Genomic DNA, 21296 nt, shown 5'->3' on the forward strand with positions numbered 1-21296 from the left:
GAAGCCCAGCTTCTGGATCTCGTCGAGCAGACCGGCACGGAACTCATCGTGCTTGCCCGCTACATGCAGGTGCTGTCGGATGCGCTGTGCAAGAAGATGTCGGGCAAGATCATCAACATCCACCATTCCTTCCTGCCGAGCTTCAAGGGCGCCAATCCCTACAAGCAGGCTTATGAGCGCGGCGTCAAGCTGATCGGCGCGACGGCGCATTACGTCACCGGTGATCTCGACGAAGGTCCGATCATCGAGCAGGACACGGCCCGCATCACGCATGCGCAGTCGGCGGAAGACTATGTGTCGATCGGCCGCGATGTCGAAAGCCAGGTGCTGGCGCGCGCCATCCATGCCCATATCCACTACCGCACCTTCCTCAACGGCAACCGCACCATCGTCTTCCCGGCAAGCCCCGGAAGCTATGCATCCGAGAGGATGGGGTGAGATGCGGTCGGCGTAGCCGATGAAACGACCCAGCGGGCCGTTTCGAGCATCGAGGCCATGAGCCCTTTTGAAGGGCCGGGATCGCCGCATGCGCAATCAGCGGCCCGGCCCCTGGAATAGTTTGAACTGTTCCGCACGCCATTGCTGCCACTTCCGACGAAGCTCACCGGCACGCAAGCCGATGGCTTCGTCGCACAGTTTTGCAGCGGTGATCCTGTCGCAGCGGAAGTGCCGGAAATCCTGCCTTAGTTCGCACCAAGCCACGAGCAACTGGTGACTCTCCGCATAGCCGAGTATGACCGGCCACACGATGCGGTTCGTGATCTCACCTTTCTCCGCCTGATAAGTCAGCGCAAGTTTGCGCCTCTGGCGGATCGCTTCCCGGATGTTGGCAACGTCAATGATTTCCGCTGGCGGACGCAATCCGGGCTTCACACCCACGCTTGGCTCGGCGATGAACGGGCGCAAATTTTCAGGAACTGCCGCTTCAATTTTGGCAATGACATCAAGGGCGGCGTTGGCGATGAGCGCATCGCCATGGCTGGCAACCCATTGCGCGCCCAGCACAACCGCTTCAATTTCATCCGGGGTCAGCATAAGAGGCGGCATGTCATAGGCTGGATCGAGCAGGTAGCCAAAGCCTGCTTCGCCCGAGATCGGAACCCTTTGGCCGATCAGATCGCCAATGTCGCGGTAGACGGTGCGTTTCGAGACCTCAAGTTCCTTGGCAATGGCGGCAGCCGTCACCGGTCGGGTGCTCCGGCGCAGGATTTGAATGATCTGAAACAGTCGGTCGGCTCGACGCATTTATGTTGACTCCTGCTGCCATAATGGTGGCAGCAGGACTGTGCGACAAGCTCCAATACCGCAACAGCCACAAAGGAGCCCTCAATGAAATTCGCATCGACCCGCATCATCACAGCGGACATAAAGCAACTGGTCGCCTTCTATGAGATGATCGCAAGCGTTAAAGCGCAATGGCTGGCGCCCGTCTTTGCCGAAATCGTCATGCCCGGCGCAGTGTTGGCGATCGGCGCTTCGGAAACGGTTATGCTGTGGAAGGAAGGCAGCGCCGAACCCGGTGCCAATCGCAGCCTTGTTCTGGAGTTTCAGGTCGACGATATCGAGGCGGAATATACTCGGCTCAAAGACAGAGTACCCCTTGTGCATGAACTCAAAACGATGCCTTGGGGCAATACGACGTTCCAGTTTCGCGATCCGGATGGCAACGCCGTTTCGCTTTATATGCCGGCCACAGAAGAAGCAAAGAAGCGCTTTGCTTCCCGCTAGGCGGATCCTACCGCAAAACCCACCCGCAAAGTCGAAGTTTTGCCAGAGATATTTTCGAGAGAAAATATTCCACATTTCGGTTAGGGGCTGGGGTCTGAACGACCCCATTTCCTTTTCCCGCGAAATTGCGATTTAATGCGGCCGATATCGAGTCGCTTGGAGGTTGCGGGGGAGGAAAATGCGATCATATCTGGATAAAATCCTGCCGCTCTCGGCCCTTGCCATGCTGCTGGGCACGCAGGTGTCGACTGCCGCGATGATCTCGCAAGAAGATCCCTCGAAGATCGATCTCGCCAAGCTGATCGAATGCACGACATACGACGTGCCAAGCTATAACAGCTTTGCCATGTGGCTGACCGGACCGGAAACCAGTGAGGCGATGAAAAGGTTCGGAATTACCGAGCAGCCGTCGAACAGCCTTCTGCTGCGGGAATTCAAGCTGGCAAAGCCGATTACCGTCTTCGGGCGACAGACCGACAGGATCGCTTTCGCTTCCTCCGGGCCGCTTGCCCTTCTCGACGAGGCCGATCCGCATCCTATTGCCAAGGAGCTCGGTGTCACCGCCGCGGTCGACAGATTCGACAAGTTCCTCGCCGAGAAGGAGATATTCTCCAAGAAGGAGCAATTGGAGAATTCCGACACGGTCCTGCACTCGCGCATCGCCCTCGACGTCTCGACCGATATCTATCATCCCGGCAAGACGCTCGCCGGCTGCAGCTATTCGATCGAGGTTGAGTGAGGTCAGCATCAAAATTCAAAAAAGCTAGAGCCGCCTATGTGGCACTCTAGGCAGGCGTAATCAGGATCAGGAGCCTATGTTCCGTCTTATCGTTAGGTCACCCTATTCGTTTTCGGTGATTTTCTTTTAGACGGAATGGTTTAGTGTCGACGCAGATGAACCATCCGGGGGTGCCATGACCGACGCCGCGCTCGTCAATCGTATGCAACTGCCAAGACCGGATACGACGCCGGAGGCGGCGGCGGAGATCTTGCAGACGCATTATGGCCTGACCGGAACGATCACCGAACTCGGCAGCCAGCAGGACCGCAACTACCGCATCGACGCGGGCGACAACAGCTATGTCCTGAAGATCTGCCGGACAGAATACGCTGCGGTCGAGCTGGAGGCGCAGAACGCCGCTATCCGCCATCTGCATACCAAATCGGACGCGCCGCGCGTGCCCAATATCGTGCCCTCGCTGAACGGCCGGGACATCCTTGTCGTTACCATTCGTGAGCAGGATTATCTCGTTCGGCTGCTCAGCTATCTTCCCGGTCAATCGCTGATGCGGCGCAAGCATCTGCCCGCCGCCGCCGTCTCGGCGCTGGGCGCCCTTTCGGGCCGGCTCGCCCGCGACCTCGCCGATTTCGACCACCCTGGCCTTCATCGCAGCCTGCAATGGGACCTGCGCCGCGCCGGACCGGTTGCCGTGCAGCTTCTGTCGGCAATATCGGATCATGAGGCCCGCGACCGCATCGCCAAGGCGATGGTTGCGGCCGTGAAGCGTATCCAGCCGCTTGCGAGCGGGCTTCGCGTGCAGCCCGTCCATCACGACGTCACCGACGACAATGTGGTCAGCCACCCGGACGCACATGGGCAGCCGATCCCGGACGGGGTGATCGATTTCGGCGACATCATCCAGGGGTGGCTTGTGGGCGACCTCGCCGTCACCTGCGCCTCACTGCTCCACCATGCCGAAGGCGATCCCTTCTACATCATTCCTGCCATCAAGGCCTATCAGGCGATCTATCCGCTCAGGGAAGCCGAATTGAAGGCGCTCTGGCCGCTGATCGTCGCCCGTGCGGTGATTCTCGCTGCGAGTGGCGAGCAACAGCTCTCCATCGATCCCGACAATGATTATGTGCGCGGCAATCTCGAATTCGAGCGCAAGATTTTCGACGTCGCCACTGGCGCGCAACCGGACGTGATGGAAGCGGCGATCCTGCGGGCTGCGGGCCTCGATATCGCTCCGCTCGCCACCGAAGGCTGGTCCGCCTTGCTGCCGGACATCGCTTCGGATCATATTGCCGCCGTCGATCTTTCCGCAACCAGCCCACATTTCGTCGACGGCAACTGGCTGAAGCCCGACATGGACTGGCGGCTGCTTGCCAAGGCGGCGATCGCCTCCGGTTCGGCTGCTACCCGCTACGGCGAATTCCGTCTGTCGCATGCCGATCTTCTCAGCATGACGCCGCCGAATAACTTCGCACTGCACAGCGATATCTGCCTGCCGGCCGGCACGACGGTCACAGCGCCATTTGCCGGGCGCATCCAATGGCATGGCCAGCATCTCGTTCTGGTCGGCGAAGCCGTCAGCCTGCATCTCGATGGCGTCGAGTGCGCGTTGGAAGAGGGTGCCGGGGTAGAGCAAGGAGCGATCATCGGCGCGATCGGTAGCGAAGGCTCGGCCGTCGGCGGGCTGCGCGTGCAGCTCTGCCGCATTCAGGGAATGGTGCCGCCGCTCTTTGCCACGGCCCATCAGGCTGATGGCTGGTCGTCCATCTGCCCCTCGCCGGCCGCCCTTCTCAATCAGGCCTGCGAAGCGCCGCGGCTGGACAGCGCCGCACTTCTCACGCGCCGCCAAGCGCATTTTGCCAAGCCGCAGAAGCATTATTACGACGCCCCGCCGCAGATCGAGCGCGGCTGGCACGAATTCGTGTTCGACACGGAAGGCCGCGCCTATCTCGACATGGTCAACAACGTGACCATGCTCGGCCATGCCCATCCACGGCTGACAGCCGCTATCGAGCGGCAATGGTCGCAGCTCAACACCAATTCCCGCTTCCATTATGCCGCCGTCGCCAAATTTTCGGAGCGTCTGGCAGACTTGGCGCCCGATGGTCTCGACAGCGTCTTCCTCGTCAACAGCGGTTCCGAGGCCAACGATCTCGCCATCCGGCTTGCCTGGGCACATACGGCCAAGAAAAACATGCTGTGTCTGCTGGAGGCCTATCATGGCTGGACGCTGGCGAGCGATGCCGTCTCCACCTCCATTGCCGACAATCCTCAGGCGTTGACGACGCGACCGGACTGGGTGCATCCGCTCGTGTCGCCCAACACCTATCGCGGCCCGTTCCGCGGTCCGGATTCGGCTGCGGATTACGTGGCCGGCGTTACCACCCTGCTGGAGACCATCGACGAGAAGGGTGAGGGTCTTGCCGGCTTCATTGCGGAGCCGGTCTACGGCAACGCCGGCGGCATCGCCTTGCCGCGCGGCTATCTTGCCGATGTCTACGCCGCTGTCCGGCAACGGGGCGGCCTCTGCATCGCCGACGAGGTGCAGGTGGGTTACGGGCGGCTCGGCCATCATTTCTGGGGCTTCGAGAGCCAGGATGTCGTGCCCGATATCATCACCGTCGCCAAAGGCATAGGCAACGGCCATCCGCTCGGCGCCGTCATCACGAGGCGGGAGATTGCCGAATCACTGGAGAAAGAGGGCTATTTCTTCTCGTCGGCCGGCGGCAGTCCGGTGAGCTCGGTCGTCGGCCTCACCGTGCTGGACATCATGGAGGACGAGGGCCTCCAGGAGAATGCGCGCATCATTGGCGACCACCTCAAGGTTGGGCTTATCGGATTGATGGACCATTTTCCGCTGATTGGTGCCGTACACGGCATGGGCCTCTATCTCGGTGTCGAATTCGTCAGGGATCACGAGACGCTGGCGCCCGCTACGGAGGAGACGGCGGCAATTTGCGAACGGCTGCTCGAGCTTGGCGTCATCATGCAGCCGACCGGCGATCACCTGAATGTGTTGAAGATAAAGCCGCCGCTTTGCCTCTCGGCTGAGAGCGCCGATTTCTTCGTCAAAGCCCTGGAAAAGGCGCTGAATGACGGCTTTTAGGCTCGTCATCCCTGCCGTTAACCATTGGGGTGATTTAGTGACGGAGCGATTTTAATCCTCCGGGGGCATTGTCGAATCTCATCGCAATTCCTATCTGTCTGACGGTGATTGGCAATGCCGCACCGGGAAGGGAGGTCGCGAGAAGTTGATAGAGTCTTTCTCGCAACTTAGCCTGATTCGGAATTTTATTTTCCTGGTCGCCGACATTTTGACATCTTTCGGAATATGTTTCTGAGGATGAAATTGTTATTCTCTACTAAGTTTGTAGATAATGACATACCAGATCGCGGGTTCCGCAGTCGGAGCCCACACAAGTGCAACGCCAACTAAGGAAGTGACATGCTGAACTCTGTCGTCATCGCTTCGATCCTTGGGCGGTCCGTGCTTGGCCATGACCGCTCGGGCGTACTCTCCCGCCCGCGCTGTCGAATGTGACGTTCGTCCCCTTATCGGATTCAAACAGTCAATTCGCCATGTCTGCGCCGCTTGGGCGCGGAGGGAGTATTTTTTATGAAGAAACAAGTCATCGAATATGCTGGCGTTCCCGTCGGCATCGTCATCCCGGATGAAGACCGGCTGAAGTTCATCGCAGTGAAGTACCACGTCCACGATCTGGACGAGCAGCGTTTCAGAAGCGCGGACGAGGTCAAGCTCGCCATCCGCGATCTCCTCACCCGCCAACAGGCCAAGCCGATCCACGTTTGATGGATCCGTTTGGCTGTTTTCCGACATCACCCGCCCTCCTGGTTCGAGACGGCCTTATAGGCCTCCTCACCATGAGGGCTGGTCTCTCGCACTAAGCAGCAGCACGCCTCTTCGTCCGATCGTCAGGGTCTCTCCGCCCTCATGGTGAGGTGCGTAGGCGGAATGCCGAAGCCTCGAACCGAGAGGGTCGGCCCCAACAGCATTGCCCTTCAACAAACCCATCTTGTCTTTTCCCCTTCTTTGCGATCCTATCGCCATGACGACCTCGCGCTTCGAAAGGCGAAGGATTTTTCATTGGCTGATCTCCTCAATCTCCTGACCGATATCGACGGCGTCTCCGTCGGTCATTGCACCGATCCTGCGCTGGGCTCCGGCGTCACGGCCATCATCTTCGATGAGCCGGCGGTGGCCTCCTGCTCCGTGCTCGGCGGCGCGCCAGGCGGACGCGACACGGCATTGCTCGATCCGGCGATGACGGTCAGCGTGGTCGACGGTCTGGTGCTGTCGGGCGGCTCGGCCTTCGGGCTCGATGCGGCAGGTGGCGTGCAGGCGGGCTTGCGCGACATCGGCCGCGGTCTGCAGGTCGGCACCGCCCGCGTGCCGCTGGTGCCGCAGGCGATCCTCTTCGATCTCATCAACGGCGGCAACAAGGATTGGGGCCTGCATTCGCCCTATCGTGACATGGGTTACGCTGCCTTTAAGGCCGCAGGCAAGGGCGCCTTCCCGCTCGGCACGGTCGGCGCCGGCACGGGTGCAACGACCGCAACCGTAAAGGGCGGCCTCGGCTCGGCCAGCGCCGTCAGCAGCCAGGGACATAGGATCGCGGCCATCGTCGCCGTCAATGCTTTGGGTTCGGCCACCATCGGCGAAGGGCCGCATTTCTGGGCCGCACCCTTTGAGATCGGCGGAGAATTCGGCGGCCTCGGCATGCCTGAAACCATCGACACCCGCCTCAGGCTGAAGGGCGCGAATGTTACGGCAACAACGATCGGTGCCATCGTCACCGACGCCGCGCTGACCAAGGCGGAGGCCCACCGGCTGTCGATCTGTGGCCATGACGGCTTTGCCCGTGCGCTCTTGCCCACTCATCTGCCGCTCGACGGCGACACGATTTTTGCCGCTTCGACCGGCAAACACCAGAGAGACGACCTGCAAAGCCTCATGGAACTCTGCCATCTCGCCACCATCGTCATGGCGCGCGCCATTGCCCGCGGCGTCTACGAGGCGACGGCGCTGCCGGTCCAGGGCGCGCTGCCGGCCTGGCGGGACCGCTTTGCGGACCAAATGGTGTAGCTGGGATTTGCCCATGCAAAGCCGCGCACTGATCTATTTTGACCTTGGATGACACTATTTTGAAAAATTGGCCCTATGCCGGAGGAAAACCGGGATTGCGAGCTGCAGCAAGGGAAATGAGATGATCAACATTTTACGTCCGGGCCTCAGGGATTTGGCTCGCCGTCTGGCCTATGGCGCCGCGATGTCGGCCGGGCTGCTGATGCTGGGCATGACGCCGGCGCAAGCGGCCAAGACGACTCTGAATATCGGCATGAGCGTCGAGCCTACCGGCCTTGATCCGACGATCGCCGCGCCCGTTGCCATCGGTCAGGTAACTTGGCAAAATATCTATGAAGGGCTGGTTGCCATCGATGAGAGCGGCAAGATCGTGCCGCAGCTCGCCAAGAGCTGGGACATCTCGCCCGATGGGCTGATCTATACATTCAAGCTGCAGACCGGCGTCAAATTCCACGACGGCGAGGGCTTCGATTCGACGGCGGCGAAATTCGCACTCGATCGCGCCCGCGACGGCAAATCCGTCAATCCGCAGAAACGGTTCTTCGCCACCATCGCCTCGATCGATACGCCCGATCCCGAAACGCTGGTGCTACATCTTTCGTCTCCGACCGGCAGCCTGCTCTATTGGCTCGGCTGGCCGTCCTCGGTCATGGTCGGTTCGAAGTCTGCCGACGACGACAAGACGACGCCTGTCGGCACCGGTCCATTCAAATTCTCGGCCTGGGCCAAGGGAGACCATGTCGAACTCGTGAAGAACCCGGACTACTGGAACAAATCCGTCGACGTGAAGCTCGACAAGGTGACCTTCCGCTTCATTTCCGATCCGCAGGCGGAAGCGGCGGCCCTGAAGGCCGGCGACCTCGATGCCTTTCCGGAATTCGCAGCACCCGAGCTGATGAGTTCTTTCGGCGGCGACGCGCGCCTGATGACCAAGATCGGCAATACCGAGCTCAAGGTCGTCGCGGGCATGAACAATACGCGCAAGCCCTTCGACGACAAGCGGGTGCGACAGGCGCTGATGATGGCGCTCGATCGCAAGACCATAATCGAAGGCGCCTGGTCGGGCTTCGGTACGGCGATCGGCAGCCACTACACGCCGAACGACCCGGGATATCAGGACCTGACCGGCACGCTGCCTTATGATCCGGTCAAGGCCAAGGCGCTGCTTGCAGAAGCCGGCTATCCCAGCGGCTTCACCTTCACCATCAAGACGCCGCAGATGGCATATGCTCCCAGAAGCGCCCAGGTGATGCAGGCGATGTTTGCCGATATCGGCGTTACCATGAACATCGAGCCGACGGAATTCCCGGCAAAATGGGTGCAGGATGTCTTCACCGGCCGCGATTACGACATGACCATCGTCGCGCATGCCGAGCCGCTGGACATCGACATCTATTCGCGTGAACCCTATTATTTCAATTATAAGAACCCGGTCTTCAACGAGCTGATGAAGAAGATCCAGCTAACCGCCGATCCGACGGCACAGAACAAGCTCTATGGCGAGGCGCAGGCGATCCTGGCTGAGGATGTCCCGGCGCTCTTCCTCTTCGTCATGCCGAAACTCGGGGTCTGGGACAAGAAGCTGAAGGGGCTCTGGGAGAATGAGCCGATCCCCTCGAATGTCCTAGCCAACGTCTCCTGGGAAGACTGATCTTCCTCGGTTCCGCACATGCAGCAGGGCGGATCACTTCGCCCGCCGTGGAATGCTTCGATACCGGACTTGAGCCGGCGGTGGACATGCAATGGTCATACTTCTTACCCGTCGGATCATAAGTCTTCTCCTGACGCTGATCGCCGTTTCGCTGCTGCTCTTTGCGGTGATGGCCCTGCTGCCGGGCGATCCCGCCGCCATCACGCTCGGCACCTCGGCGACGCCGGAGACGCTTGCCGCATTGCGGCACGGCATGGGCCTCGATCAGCCGCTGATCATCCGCTACGGACAATGGCTAGCCGGCGTGCTGACAGGCGATCTCGGCAAATCCTATACCTATGGCGTGCCAGTCGCCGGTCTCATCGTTGAGCGGCTGGCTGTCACATTGCCGCTTGCTGTCCTCGCCATCATCCTTTCCGTGCTCATCGCCGTGCCGCTTGGCGTCGCGGCAGCGGCCCGGCGCGGCGGCTTCTTCGATATCGTCGCTACGCTGTTCTCGCAGATGAGCATTGCCGTGCCCGGCTTCTGGGTGGGCCTGCTGCTGATCCTGCTGTTTGCCACTTCGTTCGGCTGGATGCCGGCCGGCGGCTTTCCCGGCTGGGGTGATGGATTGTGGCCGGCCCTGAAATCCCTGGTGCTGCCCGCCGTCGCGCTTGCGCTGCCGCAGGCGGCAGTATTGACCCGGGTCACCCGCTCGGCCGTGCTCGAAACGCTGCACGAGGATTTTGCCCGAACGGCGGTCGCCAAGGGCCTGTCGCGCAGCCGCGTGCTCTGGAGGCATGTGGTGCCGAATGCACTTGTGCCGGTGCTGACCATCCTCGGACTGCAATTCACCTTTCTGGTTGCCGGCGCCGTGCTGATCGAAAACGTCTTCACTCTGCCCGGCCTTGGCCGCCTCGCCTATCAGGCGCTCAGCCAGCGCGATGTCATCGTGCTTCAGGATGTCGTGCTGTTCTTTGCCGGCCTCGTCATCGTCGTGAACTTCCTGGTGGATCTCTCGTATCTCGTCATCGATCCCCGATTGCGCAGTGAGGGCGCGCGATGATTACGGTCGAAACCGCCGCCCCCGTCCCACCCAGTCGCTCCCGTTTGCGAGCCTTGCGCCGTGGCAATCTGATCGTCGGCGCCATCATCATTCTCTCGCTTGTCGGTGTCGCGATCCTGTCGCTCTTCTGGACTCCGGTGCCGCCTGCGAAAATGCAGATCATCCATAAGCTGCAGCCGCCTTTCGGCTTCGGCCTTCTCGGCACCGATCAGCTCGGCCATGACGTGCTGTCGATGCTGATGGCCGGCTGCTGGAATTCGCTGTCGATCTCCGTGTCGGCGGTCGCAATCGGCGGCACGATCGGCACGGTGACCGGCATCGCCGCTGCTGCGCAGCGCGGATTGTTCGAATCGCTTGTGATGCGCGCCTGCGACGTTATCTTTGCATTGCCGCCGATCCTCTCGGCCATGATCCTCGGCGCTTTTCTCGGAACCGGGCGCTTTACCGCCATCATCGCCATTGCCGTCTTCATGATTCCTGTCTTTGCCCGCGTGGCTTTGGGATCGGCGCTGCAGGCCTGGAGCAGGGATTATGTCATGGCGGCGCGCGCCCTCGGCAATACGCGCCTGTCGATCACCTTGCGACACGTGCTGCCGAACATCATCAGTGGCATCATCGTGCAGGCGACGATCCAGCTTGGCCTGGCGATCCTGACAGAGGCCGGACTTGCCTTCCTGGGTTTGAGCGTACCGCCGCCGGCGCCGACCTGGGGACGGATGCTTGCGGATGCGCAGACCTATTTCCAGGTCGCACCGTGGCTGGCTCTTCTGCCGGGCCTTGCCATCGCGCTCTCCGTCCTCGGCTTCAACCTGCTCGGCGACGGGCTGCGCGATCTCCTCGACCCCCGTGAGGGGCGGCGTTGGTAATGACATGAAGAGTATGGATCATGACCGAAGCGACTGATTTTTCCATCCGTGAACTCAGGTGCAAATTTGCCGATAAGAGCCTGTCTCCCAGCGAATACTGGCTGGCGGTGGAAGCGCATATCGAGGCATGGGAGCCGACGATATCAGCGCTTTATGCCTATGACCCCGAGGAGGCCCGCAGGCAGGCGACCGCGTCCACGGAGCGCTGGGCAAAGGGCGCGCCGCTCGGGCTGCTGGATGGCATTCCGGTGACGCTGAAGGAGCTGATCGCCACCAAAGGCCAGCCGGTGCCGCTCGGCACGGCCGCCGTCGAACTCGTTTCCGCCACCGAGGATGCGCCGGTCGCGGCCCGCTTGCGTGAGGATGGCGCGGTGATCTTCGCCAAGACCACCTGCCCGGACTACGGCATGCTTTCCTCCGGCCTGTCCAGCTTCCACAAGCTCAGCCGCAACCCATGGGACCCGACGCAAAACCCAGGCGGCTCCAGCGCCGGCGCATCGGCGGCCGCCGCGGCCGGCTACGGTCCGCTGCATATCGGCACGGATATCGGCGGCTCGGTGCGCCTACCGGCAGGTTGGACCGGCATTTTCGGCTTCAAGCCGAGCCATGGCCGCATTCCCGTCGACCCTTATTATGTCGGCCGCTGCGCCGGGCCGATGACCCGCCGCGTCGAGGACGCCGCCTTTTCCATGGCAACACTGTCGCGACCCGACTGGCGCGACGGCACCAGCCTGCCGCCGAATGCGATCGACTGGATGGATCTCGACATCGAGATCAGCGGCATGAAGATCGGCCTGATGCTGGATGCCGGCTGCGGCCTGCCCATCGACGCCGAGGTGCGCGATGCGGTCGTTGCCGCCGCCAAGCGCTTCGAAGAAGCAGGTGCCGTGGTCATCGACGTCGCGCCGGTATTGACACGTGAAATGCTGGACGGGCTGGATGTTTTTTGGCGAGCGCGTCTCTGGGGCGATATCGTGGGTCTTAGCGAGGAACGCCGCGAGATGATCCTGCCCTACATCTACACGTGGGCGAAAGGCGGCGCCGATGTCAGCGGTGTCGATGCAGTGCGCGGCTTCAACCAGACGATCGAGATGCGCAGGAGTTGCGGAAGGCTGTTTACCGAGATCGATGCGGTGCTATCGCCAACCAACCCGATCGTCTCCTATCCGGCCGAATGGGCTTCCCCCACCAACGACCCGGCCCTGCCCTTCGAACATATTTGCTTCACCGTTCCCTGGAACATGTCGGAGCAGCCGGCCTCGTCGATCAATTGCGGCTTCTCCCGCTCCGGCATGCCGATCGGGCTGCAAATCGTCGGTCCGCGTTTCGGCGACATGCTGGTGCTGAAACTCTCGAAGACCTTCGAGACTTGGACCGGAGGGGTCACGAACTGGCCGAAGCGGACGTGATGACAAGCAGGCACAGATGGCCGGCTAATCCCGTGCCAATGGTAAGGAAAGACCGATCTTCACCCGGTCCATGGTGACGAGGGATTTGAACTTCGTGACATTCGGATTGTCGTAGAACAGACGCCGCGTCAGCGCCTCGTAATCGGACATGCTGGCAACAACGACGACAAGCACGAAATCCGCTTCGCCGGTGACCTGATAGCATTGCTGAACTTCCGGCGCCTCCAGGAAGCTGCGCTTTATCGCATTGATAAGGTCATAACGCTCGTTTGCAATATGCACCTCGACGATGATGGTGATAGGCAAGCCCACGGCTGCCGGATCGACAACGACGATGTCAGCCTGAATGACGCCACTGGCCTGCATGCGCTTGATGCGCCGCTGCACGGCAGGCGCCGACAGATTGACCAGTTCACCAATCTTGCGCTGCGGAACAGCGTTGTCCTTTTGGAGGATTTCGAGAATCGACAGGTCGAATTCATCGAGATCGGCGGGTTTGCGCATTTCAAAAGATCCTTACCGCAACGAAGAAACAAAATTGCATGAAAACCGTCAAAATGGAGCCAAATGCTCTGTCCGCCTGTACTAGCTTTGCGCCACAAATCACCTGACTTGCAAAGGCACCAGAATGTCACAACCGGACACCGAATACGATATGCGCGCTGCAGATCTTGGCGCGAGGACGAATGCAAGCCGCCCTGCTGCCGGCAAGGTAGGTTCCGACGACTCCAAAGAGTTCCTTTTCGGGGTCGTGGCAATGCTCCTTGCGGCGCTGGCCATGAGCATCTCCCCAAGCCTCGTGCGTCTGGCCGATGTCGGACCTTTCGCCAGCGCATTCTGGCGTGTCTTCCTGGCTTTGCCGATTCTTTGGATCTGGATGCGATATGCGGAGATTGCGGATGTCAAGGCACCTCGCGCCAGCTTTACGATACCGACTATTCTCGCCGCCATGGCCTTTACGGGTGACCTGCTCTTCTGGCATCTCGCCATCATGCAGACGACCATCGCCAATGCGACGTTCTTTGCGACCATGGCGCCGCTCTGGGTCGTCATCTTCGGCTGGCTTCTTCTGCGGCAGAGGGTTGATCGTGCCACGCTTGTTGGCCTTCTGGTCTGCCTCGCAGGCGGCGCGGCACTTGTGGCGCAAAGCCTTGCATTCAATCCAAGTCGCGCCGTCGGGGATGCGCTGGCCATCATTACTGGCGCCTTCTTCGGCCTCTATTTTCTAGCGGTCGGCGCGGCGCGTCCGAAGACGAATGCCGCGCGCGTCACCCTCGAGCTCAGTATCATCACTGCCGCGATTCTGTTCTTCGTCGCCTTTTTCTTCGAACCGCGGATATTGCCGCAGTCGATCTCGGGATGGTGCGTACTTCTGGCACTCGGCCTTGTCAGCCATGCAGGCGGACAGGGGCTGCTTTCGGTGGCACTGGGAAGGCTGCCGACCGTCTTTTCCTCGCTCGTCATTTTCCTGGAATCGATCGCCGCCGCGCTTTTCGCCTGGTTCCTGTTCAGCGAAAACGTCACGCTGATACAGGCCCTCGGCGGTATGGTCATTGTCGGCGGGATCTGGATTGCACGGCCACGCACACCCTAGAGCGGTTCTGCGTTTCACGGAACCGCTTTCCCGCTCTAATTCTTTGTTTTTACCCAATCCCGGCCGGAAAACCTCTTCGCACTTTTCCTGGAAGTGCTCTCGGCATGCCCACCGAAGCGGGCTCGGAGTGCCATCGCCTACGGCGTGGTGGCATTCTTTTCGTGTATATCGGCATTGAGATCGCGCAACGCCTTTTCGATGACACGCAGGTCGTCCTGCAAGCCCTCGTCTATGGTTCTCATGCTTTCGCTGCCGGCACGCTGGATGCCGCGGGCCTCGCTCTGCAGCTCAAGCAGCCGATCGATCTTGCGACCGCGCCTCAGACGGGTGTCGCGTAGAATATCCCTGATCACCTGTTCCATCGCCGTGATCGGCATGATGCTTCTCCTCTCGAACAAGAAGGTGTTCAATCAAGGAAACAACGGTTTAGATTCAGGCCTGTTCCGGGCGGCTCTCAATCCGGCAGGCGGCGATAGCCTGTCGGTTGCTCGTAGAGCCAGCCGATACGCTCGACGGCGGCGGCGAAATCTTCACGCGCCGTGGTCATGGTATGGCCGTTGGCATGCACGATGGTCTTCTCGTCTTCCATGATGGCGACATGGCCCTTCCAGAAGACGAAATCGCCGCGGCGCAATTCCTCGCGGCTGATCGGTTCGCCGAGCTCAGCCGCTTGCATGTCCGTGTCGCGTGGCGCGGCGCGGCCTGTCATGAGCAAGGCGAGCTGCACCAATGCGGAGCAATCGATACCGAGGCCGGACCGGCCGCCCCAGAGATACGGCGTTTCCAAAAACCGCAAGGCGACCTCAACATAATCGCCGCCATCATTGTAGCCGATCGGCTGTACATGCTTGGCGAAGATGGCCGCGCCACCTTCGAGGACGACATAATGGTTCCCCCGCGCCTCAGCGGTGCCGGTGACGCGCACGCGGCTACCCATGGAGAGTACATCGGTATGGGGCTTGCGGAGCTCTGGCTCCGGATAGAGAAACGTCCGCTGTGTCACGACGATATGCGTGGGTGCTGCCTGTTCGCTTCGAATCGCATTTTCGGGAAGATAGCCGACGTAACCGTCCGACTTTGCCTTCACCCAGCACCAGCCATCCCTGCGCTCGAAGACGTCGACCTCTTCGCCGAACAGAAGCTCGGTATCGATGCCGCGCGCCAGATCCGGCTGCGGGCGAAGCGCGGCGACGGGAGCGACGACCTGCGCCCTAGTGCCCTCGACAAAATGGCCGGCCTCGACCTTGCCCCGAAGGGAGGCCTCGGCAAGATCGGGCCGAAAGGCATTGAGGCGGCGGTCGAGCATCATGAGCATGGTCCTCTAGAGCAATTCCAGGAAAAGTGCGTAGCAGTTTTCCCCCCGGAATTGCGTGAAAACAAAGAGATAGAGCAGTTCAGCGATTCCGTGAAGCGCTGAACTGCTCTAGACTGGTAGTTTGCGGCCTTGCTCGATGACGAGATCACCAAGCTTTTCCAGATAGAGCGCGCCTGCGACGGTGCGCTTGATGATGACGTTGCGGCGATCACGCTCGTCACGGACGCGGTCGACCAGCCCCATATCGCCCATCGTATCCAGGGCACGGGTGATGACCGGCTTGGTCACGCCAAGCGTTGCGGCAAGCCCCCGCACCGTATGCGGCGGCGGCACGAGATAGATCTGCAGGAGGATCGCCATCTGCCGAAGCGTCAGGTCATGATCCTCGCGACGCACCTGCTCGAGCGCCACGCCTTGCCAGAGGCCGAGAGCCTGCGAGGCAGAGAGTTCAAGCGGCAAAGGCAACCTCGGAGATCGTTACGCTACCGTTTCAGTCTCGACCAAGATCATGGCGGTTTCAAGGGTATTTGGATCACCTTCTCCCCAGCGGGGAGAAGGATGCGCGTGAGCGCGGGTTGAGGGGGCGCTACCGGGAAAAGAGACGCTGATCATTAGAAATTACGGTGCGACGCCCCCTCACCCGGCGCCCCTTCGATAAACTCAGGAGCGCCACCCGCCCCGCTGGGGCGAGGGTAAGTTTTACCGCACGCTCTGCCGGATATAATGATACAGCGCCCGGATCGCCTGCGCCTCGCCGCCGCCCGGCGAATGCGGGCGTTCGCTCTGTGCCCAGCCGAAGATGTCGAAATGCGCCCAGCTCGGCGTCTTCGTCACAAAGCGCTTGAGGAACAAAGCAGCGGTGATCGAGCCCGCCATGCCGCCGGCGGGGGCGTTGGTGATATCTGCGAATTTGGCACGGATATCCTTGTCATAGCCCATATAGAGCGGCATGCGCCACAAGGGGTCGTCGGTCTCCAGGCTGGCCTCAGTGAGATCGCGGGCGAGATCGTTGTCGTCGGTAAAGAAGGGCGGCAGGTCCGGGCCGAGTGCGACACGGGCGGCGCCCGTCAGTGTCGCCATGTCGATCATCAGATCGGGTGCCTCTTCGTCTGCATAGGACAGTGCATCGGCGAGGATCAGCCGTCCCTCGGCGTCGGTATTGTCGATCTGCACGGTCAGGCCCTTGCGGCTCTTGTAGATGTCGCCCGGACGGAAAGCATTGGAAGAAATAGAGTTTTCGACGACCGGAATGATGACGCGCAGATCGACCTTCAGCTTGGCATCCATGATCATCAAAGCCAGGCCCATGACATTGGCGCCGCCGCCCATATCCTTTTTCATCAGCAGCATGGAGGATGCCGGTTTGATGTCGAGGCCGCCGGTGTCGAAGCAGACGCCTTTGCCGACCAATGTAATGCGGCGATGACCCTTCTTGCCCCAGCGCAGTTCCAAGAGGCGCGGCGCATCGGCGCTGGCGCGGCCGACGGTGTGAACTAGCGGGAAATTCTCCTTCAGGAGGTCGTCGCCAACGATGACGGACACATCCGCCTTGTAGTGCGCGGCGAGCGCCCGGAAGGCTGCTTCGAGCTGTTCCGGTCCCATGTCGTTCGTCGGCGTGTTGATGAGGTCACGGGCGAGGAAGACGCCGGCGAGCTGGCGCTTGATGTCGGCCGCGTCCGCATCGCGTGGGATCATCAGCGTCGGCGGGTTTGCCTTTTCCGATTTGTAGCGCTCGAACCGGTAGCTGCCGAGGCCGAAGCCGAGCGAAAGCCGGTTTGCCGTGAGCGGCGCCGTCTCAATATGCCAATCGCCAGCCGGCAGGTTGCGCGCCAGTCTGCCGGTGAGGAAAGGCTGTTCCGAAGGGTTGGAGCCGAGGCCGAACAATGCGCCGCCGAGATGGCCCTCTTCGGTCGGAATCAATAGCAACGAGCCGCTGTCGGCCTTATAGCCGGCCTTGCGCGCCCAATCGAGCGCGATGGGATCGATGGTGCCGGTCTCGATATGTGCCGGAGTGACGGCAAAGATCGGCAGCGTCGCGCCACCCTTCGAATTGAAGGGGCTTGCACGCTCGATGTACTGATAGGGGGCCATAACTATCCTTTGGCAATGATTTCCGGGAATCGCGGATTAACTCTCTGTTAGGGTTAACAGATTATTGCTGGAGCGAACATTGCGTCAAACCTTTCCCTGTTCCGATTTGAGGCCAGGCGCAGGACTCAGGCATTCCGGGATAGGCGCCATGGCCACTTCGTCAACCACGTCGACATTCAAGACTTTCCTGCTCCGCGGTGCTTCGGCGGCGCTCATTGCGCTCGCACTCGCTGGCTGCTCGACGACCGGAAAAGACAAGACGACAACCGGCTCGATTCCGACGATGTCGAAGCCGGTCGACACGATGAACGGTGCGGATCTCGCGCAGGCGACCCTTACCCTTGGTAAGGCCTATGACGCCAATCCGAAAGACCGGGACACCGGCATCAATTACGCCAATGCGCTGCGCATGAGCGGCCGCAACGATCAGGCACTTGCGGTCATGCAGCAGGTGGCGATCGCGCATCCCGATGACCGTGGCGTGCTGGCTGCCTATGGCAAGGCGCAGGCCGCCGCGGGGCAGCTTCAGGACGCGCTTTCGACCATCGACCGCGCACAGACGCCGGATCGGCCGGATTGGCGGCTGGTTTCGGCCGAAGGCGCGATTCTCGATCAGCTCGGGCGCTCGACAGAGGCGCGCGGCAAATATCGCGACGCCCTGGTGTTGCAGCCGAACGAGCCGTCGATCCTTTCCAATCTCGGCATGTCCTATGTGCTGACCGGCGATCTGAAGTCGGCCGAGACCTATCTTCGCTCCGCCGTCAGCCAGCCGGCAGCCGACAGCCGCGTCCGCCAGAACCTGGCTCTCGTGGTGGGGCTGCAGGGCCGCTTTCCCGAAGCCGAGCAGATCGCCCGCCAGGAGTTGACACCGCAGCAGGCGAACGCCAATGTCGCCTATCTGCGCGCCATGCTGGCACAGCAGAATTCCTGGCAGAAACTCGCCGCCCGCGACGCCAAGAAAGCCGTCAACTAAGTCTTCACCGCCAGATATGCCGCGGCAGGCCCTCCGCTACGAGCCTAGCCCCGAGCGCGCCTATGACCGCGCCGGCAATCCTGTCGATCCAGCGCTTGGCGCCGAGATAGAGCGCGCGCGGACGGTTCGACGAAAAGGCGATCGTCACCACCGTGTACCAGCTCACCTCGACGGCGAAGACCGCCAGCGGCACCGCGAGCATCAGCCCGGGAGCGGGTTCGGCCGGGAGAAGCGCTGCAAAAATGCTGCCGTAGAAAATGGCCGTTTTTGGATTACTGAGTTGCGTTCCCAGCGCGAACAAAAAATTGCGCCCAATGCTGCTGCCGGTCGGCGTGGCCGGGGCGTGGAGAGCGAGATCATGGGCGGCGCTCCGCCAAATGCGGATGCCGATATAGATCAGATACAGGCCGCCGGCGACCTTCAGGGTAAGATACAGCCATTCGACCTGCATCAGCAGCGCGTTCAAACCGAAAAGGGTCAAAGTCGCAAAGGTGACGCTGCCCACGCCCATACCGAGAGCGGCGGCAAGGCCGGCCTTGCGCGAGCGGGAAACGGCGATGCGGGACACAAGAACGAAACTCGGACCGGGACTGACCGCCCCGATGAAAACGGCAGCAACGATGCTGAAAAAGATGGCTATGGACGACATGCAGATCCTCCCGACCTAGCGCCGAGGCGAGCGGCGCTTTCCTCCCGCGCCGATACCATGCACCTCGTCGCCCGTGACGCAGGATTGGAAACTAGCCACCTCCTACGCCGGCGGCAAGTTTTCTATCTCAGAATTTATCCATCACCTGAATAGCCGCCGGGCCAAGGATAACGGCCATGAGGACAGGCAGGAAGAAGACGATCATCGGCACGGTCAGCTTCGGCGGCAGGGCGGCCGCCTTCTTTTCCGCCTCGTTCATGCGTTCGTCGCGGCCTTCCTGTGCCAGCACGCGTAGCGCCTGCGAGATAGGTGTGCCGTAGCGCTCGGCCTGGATCAGAGCCTGCGTCACCGATTTGACGATTTCGATCTGCGTGCGGCTGGCGAGATTGTCGAAAGCCATGCGGCGATCCTGCAGGAAGGAGAGCTCCGCGGTGGTCAGCACCATTTCTTCGGCAAGGGGCGCCGATTGTTCCGCCATTTCCTCGGAGACGCGGCGCATGCCGGCTTCGATGGAAATGCCCGATTCCACACAGATCAGCATCAGGTCGAGCGCATCCGGCCAGGCACGTTTGATGGATTTCTGCCGTTTGGTCACGCGATTGGAAATATAGATATTCGGTGCATAAAAACCGAGATAGGCAGTGCCGATAACGCCGAGAAGGCGGATCGCGAACGGCTTGGCGGCGAAGTAGCCGAGGACGAAAACGAAAATGACGGCAACCATCAAAAACAGGAACGGCAACAGAAAACGCGCCACCAGGAACATGTTCAGTGCATTTTCCGAGCGCAGCCCGGCGGCTCGCAGTCGGTTGACCGTATTGGCATCGACGAGAGCATTGCGCAGATTGAAGCGCTCGACGATCTGACGGACATTGCGGTTGTTCTGGCTGCGCAGCGAGGCCTTGCCGCTGTCGGCGCTCAAGCGGGCGCGTTCCCGGGCGCGGATTTGTTCGCGCTCGGTGGACACAGCCTTCATGCGCTTGTTGAGATCGCCGCGCTCCAGGAAGGGCACGGCAATCGTGTAGAAGGTGGCGAAGACGGCAATCGCGACGAAGACGGCGAGAATCGTCCCGGGATCGGTCAATCTACTGGCGAAATCGGAGGACATGGCTCGGCGTCTCCTTCGGTCAAATCTCGAAATTGACCATGTTGCGCATGATGTAGATGCCGAAGGACATCCAGATGCCGGCGGCCCCCAGGATCAAATGGCCGCGCGGATCGGTGAAGAGGATCATCATGTATTGCGGCGAGGTCAGATAGACGAGCGTCGCGACGATGAAGGGCAGCGAGCCGATGATGACGGCCGAAGCCTTTGCTTCCATCGACAGGGCGGTGACCTTGGCTTTCATCTTCTTGCGCTCGCGCAGCACGCGCGCGAGGTTGCCCAGCGCTTCGGACAGGTTGCCGCCGGCCTGCGCCTGGATGGCGATGACGATCGAGAAGAAGTTCACCTCCTGCAACGGCATATGGTTCCTCATGCGCGCGCAGGCATCGGGCATGCTGAGACCGACCTGTTGGGCTTCGACGACGCGGCGGAACTCGGATTTTACCGGTTCGCGCGCCTCGCTCGCCACGAGCCGCACGGCGTCATTGAGCGGCAGGCCCGAGCGGATCGAGCGGGTGATGAGATCGAGCGCATTGGGGAATTCATCCAGGAACTTGTTCTGCCGGCGCTTGATGAGGAAACCGATGACCCAGCGCGGCAGGCCAAAGGCCGCGGCGAAAGGAAGGCCGGCGACGACGGCAAGCGGCGCGCCAACCAGGAAGACGACAAACATGACGAAAAAGCCGAACAGCACGCTGAAGAGATAGAAGCGCGCTGGTGTCACCGGTAGGCCGGCCTGCCCGAGGCGCATCTTTAGCGACTGCTTCTGCTTGGTGTTCTCCAATTGGCGCTTTTCCAGATCCTTCAGCGAATCCTGCACCGATTTGCGCCGTTTCGACATTTCCTGCACGCGGTCGCGCGCCGCCTTGACCTTCACGCGGTCGGTCTCGGCCGATTTGATCCGGTTGACGCGACTGTCGGCCTTTTTTTGCGCTTCGATCCGGGAATAGAGAATACCGTAACAGACAGCGGCCGCGGAGACGGCTGCGAGCACGACAATCAGAAGCACCACCGGATCGACACCGAACAT

21 protein-coding genes are annotated in these 21296 nt (G+C 61.0%); 12 read left to right on the plus strand and 9 right to left on the minus strand.

Annotated elements, in window-relative coordinates; all coding sequences use genetic code 11:
• Positions 1-438: formyltetrahydrofolate deformylase (locus K290_RS34945; RefSeq protein WP_037136227.1), on the plus strand; the 438-nt coding region annotated here is incomplete at its 5' end.
• A gap of 96 nt (positions 439-534) precedes the next feature.
• On the opposite strand, the gene K290_RS0124890 is transcribed toward K290_RS34945, so the two are convergent.
• The gene (locus K290_RS0124890) at positions 535-1245 is read right to left on the minus strand and encodes a helix-turn-helix transcriptional regulator (RefSeq protein WP_028754365.1); all 711 of its coding nucleotides are present in this window, start codon (positions 1243-1245) and stop codon (positions 535-537) included.
• Between the two features lie 84 nt (positions 1246-1329).
• On the opposite strand from K290_RS0124890, the gene K290_RS0124895 reads away from it, so the two are divergent.
• The 9 genes from K290_RS0124895 (at position 1330) to K290_RS0124935 (ending at position 12539) form a co-directional block, all read left to right on the plus strand.
• A complete protein-coding gene (locus tag K290_RS0124895; protein WP_028754366.1) occupies positions 1330-1728 on the plus strand; it encodes a VOC family protein in 399 nt (132 codons plus the stop codon).
• Between the two features lie 178 nt (positions 1729-1906).
• Positions 1907-2467 carry a hypothetical protein gene (locus K290_RS0124900; RefSeq protein ID WP_028754367.1) on the plus strand — a complete coding sequence of 187 codons (561 nt, stop codon included), beginning with the start codon at positions 1907-1909 and terminating at the stop codon, positions 2465-2467.
• 175 nt (positions 2468-2642) lie between these two features.
• Complete coding sequence (locus K290_RS0124905; protein ID WP_028754368.1) at positions 2643-5570, plus strand: aminotransferase; 2928 nt, start codon at positions 2643-2645, stop codon at positions 5568-5570.
• A 510-nt stretch (positions 5571-6080) separates the two neighbouring features.
• The gene (locus tag K290_RS0124910) at positions 6081-6275 is read left to right on the plus strand and encodes a hypothetical protein (protein ID WP_028754369.1); all 195 of its coding nucleotides are present in this window, start codon (positions 6081-6083) and stop codon (positions 6273-6275) included.
• A gap of 294 nt (positions 6276-6569) precedes the next feature.
• The gene (locus K290_RS0124915; protein WP_028754370.1) at positions 6570-7568 is read left to right on the plus strand and encodes a P1 family peptidase; all 999 of its coding nucleotides are present in this window, start codon (positions 6570-6572) and stop codon (positions 7566-7568) included.
• A 121-nt stretch (positions 7569-7689) separates the two neighbouring features.
• Positions 7690-9219 (plus strand): ABC transporter substrate-binding protein, encoded by a 1530-nt coding sequence (locus K290_RS0124920; protein ID WP_028754371.1) that lies wholly within the window; start codon positions 7690-7692, stop codon positions 9217-9219.
• Between the two features lie 91 nt (positions 9220-9310).
• Complete coding sequence (locus K290_RS0124925) at positions 9311-10264, plus strand: ABC transporter permease (RefSeq protein WP_028754372.1); 954 nt, start codon at positions 9311-9313, stop codon at positions 10262-10264.
• Positions 10261-11130 carry an ABC transporter permease gene (locus tag K290_RS0124930; RefSeq protein ID WP_028754373.1) on the plus strand — a complete coding sequence of 290 codons (870 nt, stop codon included), beginning with the start codon at positions 10261-10263 and terminating at the stop codon, positions 11128-11130. The genes K290_RS0124925 and K290_RS0124930 overlap by 4 nt, the downstream gene beginning before the upstream one ends.
• 20 nt (positions 11131-11150) lie before the next feature.
• Positions 11151-12539, plus strand: coding sequence for an amidase (locus tag K290_RS0124935; protein WP_028754374.1), 1389 nt, complete (start codon positions 11151-11153; stop codon positions 12537-12539).
• Between the two features lie 24 nt (positions 12540-12563).
• Here the strand turns inward: K290_RS0124935 and K290_RS0124940 are convergent, their stop codons facing one another.
• Complete coding sequence (locus K290_RS0124940; RefSeq protein ID WP_028754375.1) at positions 12564-13043, minus strand: Lrp/AsnC family transcriptional regulator; 480 nt, start codon at positions 13041-13043, stop codon at positions 12564-12566.
• A 151-nt stretch (positions 13044-13194) separates the two neighbouring features.
• Between K290_RS0124940 and K290_RS0124945 the strand changes: the two genes are divergently transcribed.
• Positions 13195-14133: a DMT family transporter gene (locus tag K290_RS0124945; protein WP_245276663.1), complete on the plus strand. Its 939-nt coding sequence runs from the start codon at positions 13195-13197 to the stop codon at positions 14131-14133.
• A 137-nt stretch (positions 14134-14270) separates the two neighbouring features.
• Here the strand turns inward: K290_RS0124945 and K290_RS0124950 are convergent, their stop codons facing one another.
• The 4 genes from K290_RS0124950 to K290_RS0124965 all read right to left on the minus strand — a co-directional run bounded on the left by K290_RS0124950 (position 14271) and on the right by K290_RS0124965 (position 17539).
• Positions 14271-14510 (minus strand): hypothetical protein, encoded by a 240-nt coding sequence (locus tag K290_RS0124950; RefSeq protein WP_028754377.1) that lies wholly within the window; start codon positions 14508-14510, stop codon positions 14271-14273.
• Positions 14511-14587: 77 nt separating this feature from the next.
• A complete protein-coding gene (locus tag K290_RS0124955) occupies positions 14588-15442 on the minus strand; it encodes a C40 family peptidase (protein WP_028754378.1) in 855 nt (284 codons plus the stop codon).
• A gap of 114 nt (positions 15443-15556) precedes the next feature.
• On the minus strand, positions 15557-15907 hold the full coding sequence (locus tag K290_RS0124960; protein WP_028754379.1) for a MarR family winged helix-turn-helix transcriptional regulator: 351 nt from the start codon (positions 15905-15907) through the stop codon (positions 15557-15559).
• A gap of 240 nt (positions 15908-16147) precedes the next feature.
• A complete protein-coding gene (locus tag K290_RS0124965) occupies positions 16148-17539 on the minus strand; it encodes a leucyl aminopeptidase family protein (RefSeq protein WP_028754380.1) in 1392 nt (463 codons plus the stop codon).
• Positions 17540-17687: 148 nt separating this feature from the next.
• On the opposite strand from K290_RS0124965, the gene K290_RS0124970 reads away from it, so the two are divergent.
• Entirely contained in the window at positions 17688-18512 is an 825-nt protein-coding gene (locus K290_RS0124970) for a tetratricopeptide repeat protein (protein WP_028754381.1), read from the plus strand.
• A gap of 4 nt (positions 18513-18516) precedes the next feature.
• On the opposite strand, the gene K290_RS0124975 is transcribed toward K290_RS0124970, so the two are convergent.
• The 3 genes from K290_RS0124975 to K290_RS0124985 all read right to left on the minus strand — a co-directional run bounded on the left by K290_RS0124975 (position 18517) and on the right by K290_RS0124985 (position 21296).
• Positions 18517-19161 carry a LysE family translocator gene (locus K290_RS0124975; RefSeq protein ID WP_028754382.1) on the minus strand — a complete coding sequence of 215 codons (645 nt, stop codon included), beginning with the start codon at positions 19159-19161 and terminating at the stop codon, positions 18517-18519.
• Positions 19162-19288: 127 nt separating this feature from the next.
• The gene (locus K290_RS0124980) at positions 19289-20269 is read right to left on the minus strand and encodes a type II secretion system F family protein (protein WP_028754383.1); all 981 of its coding nucleotides are present in this window, start codon (positions 20267-20269) and stop codon (positions 19289-19291) included.
• A gap of 19 nt (positions 20270-20288) precedes the next feature.
• Positions 20289-21296: a type II secretion system F family protein gene (locus tag K290_RS0124985; protein ID WP_028754384.1), complete on the minus strand. Its 1008-nt coding sequence runs from the start codon at positions 21294-21296 to the stop codon at positions 20289-20291.

The sequence above is a fragment of the Rhizobium leucaenae USDA 9039 genome, from assembly GCF_000426285.1.
GTDB lineage: Bacteria > Pseudomonadota > Alphaproteobacteria > Rhizobiales > Rhizobiaceae > Rhizobium > Rhizobium leucaenae.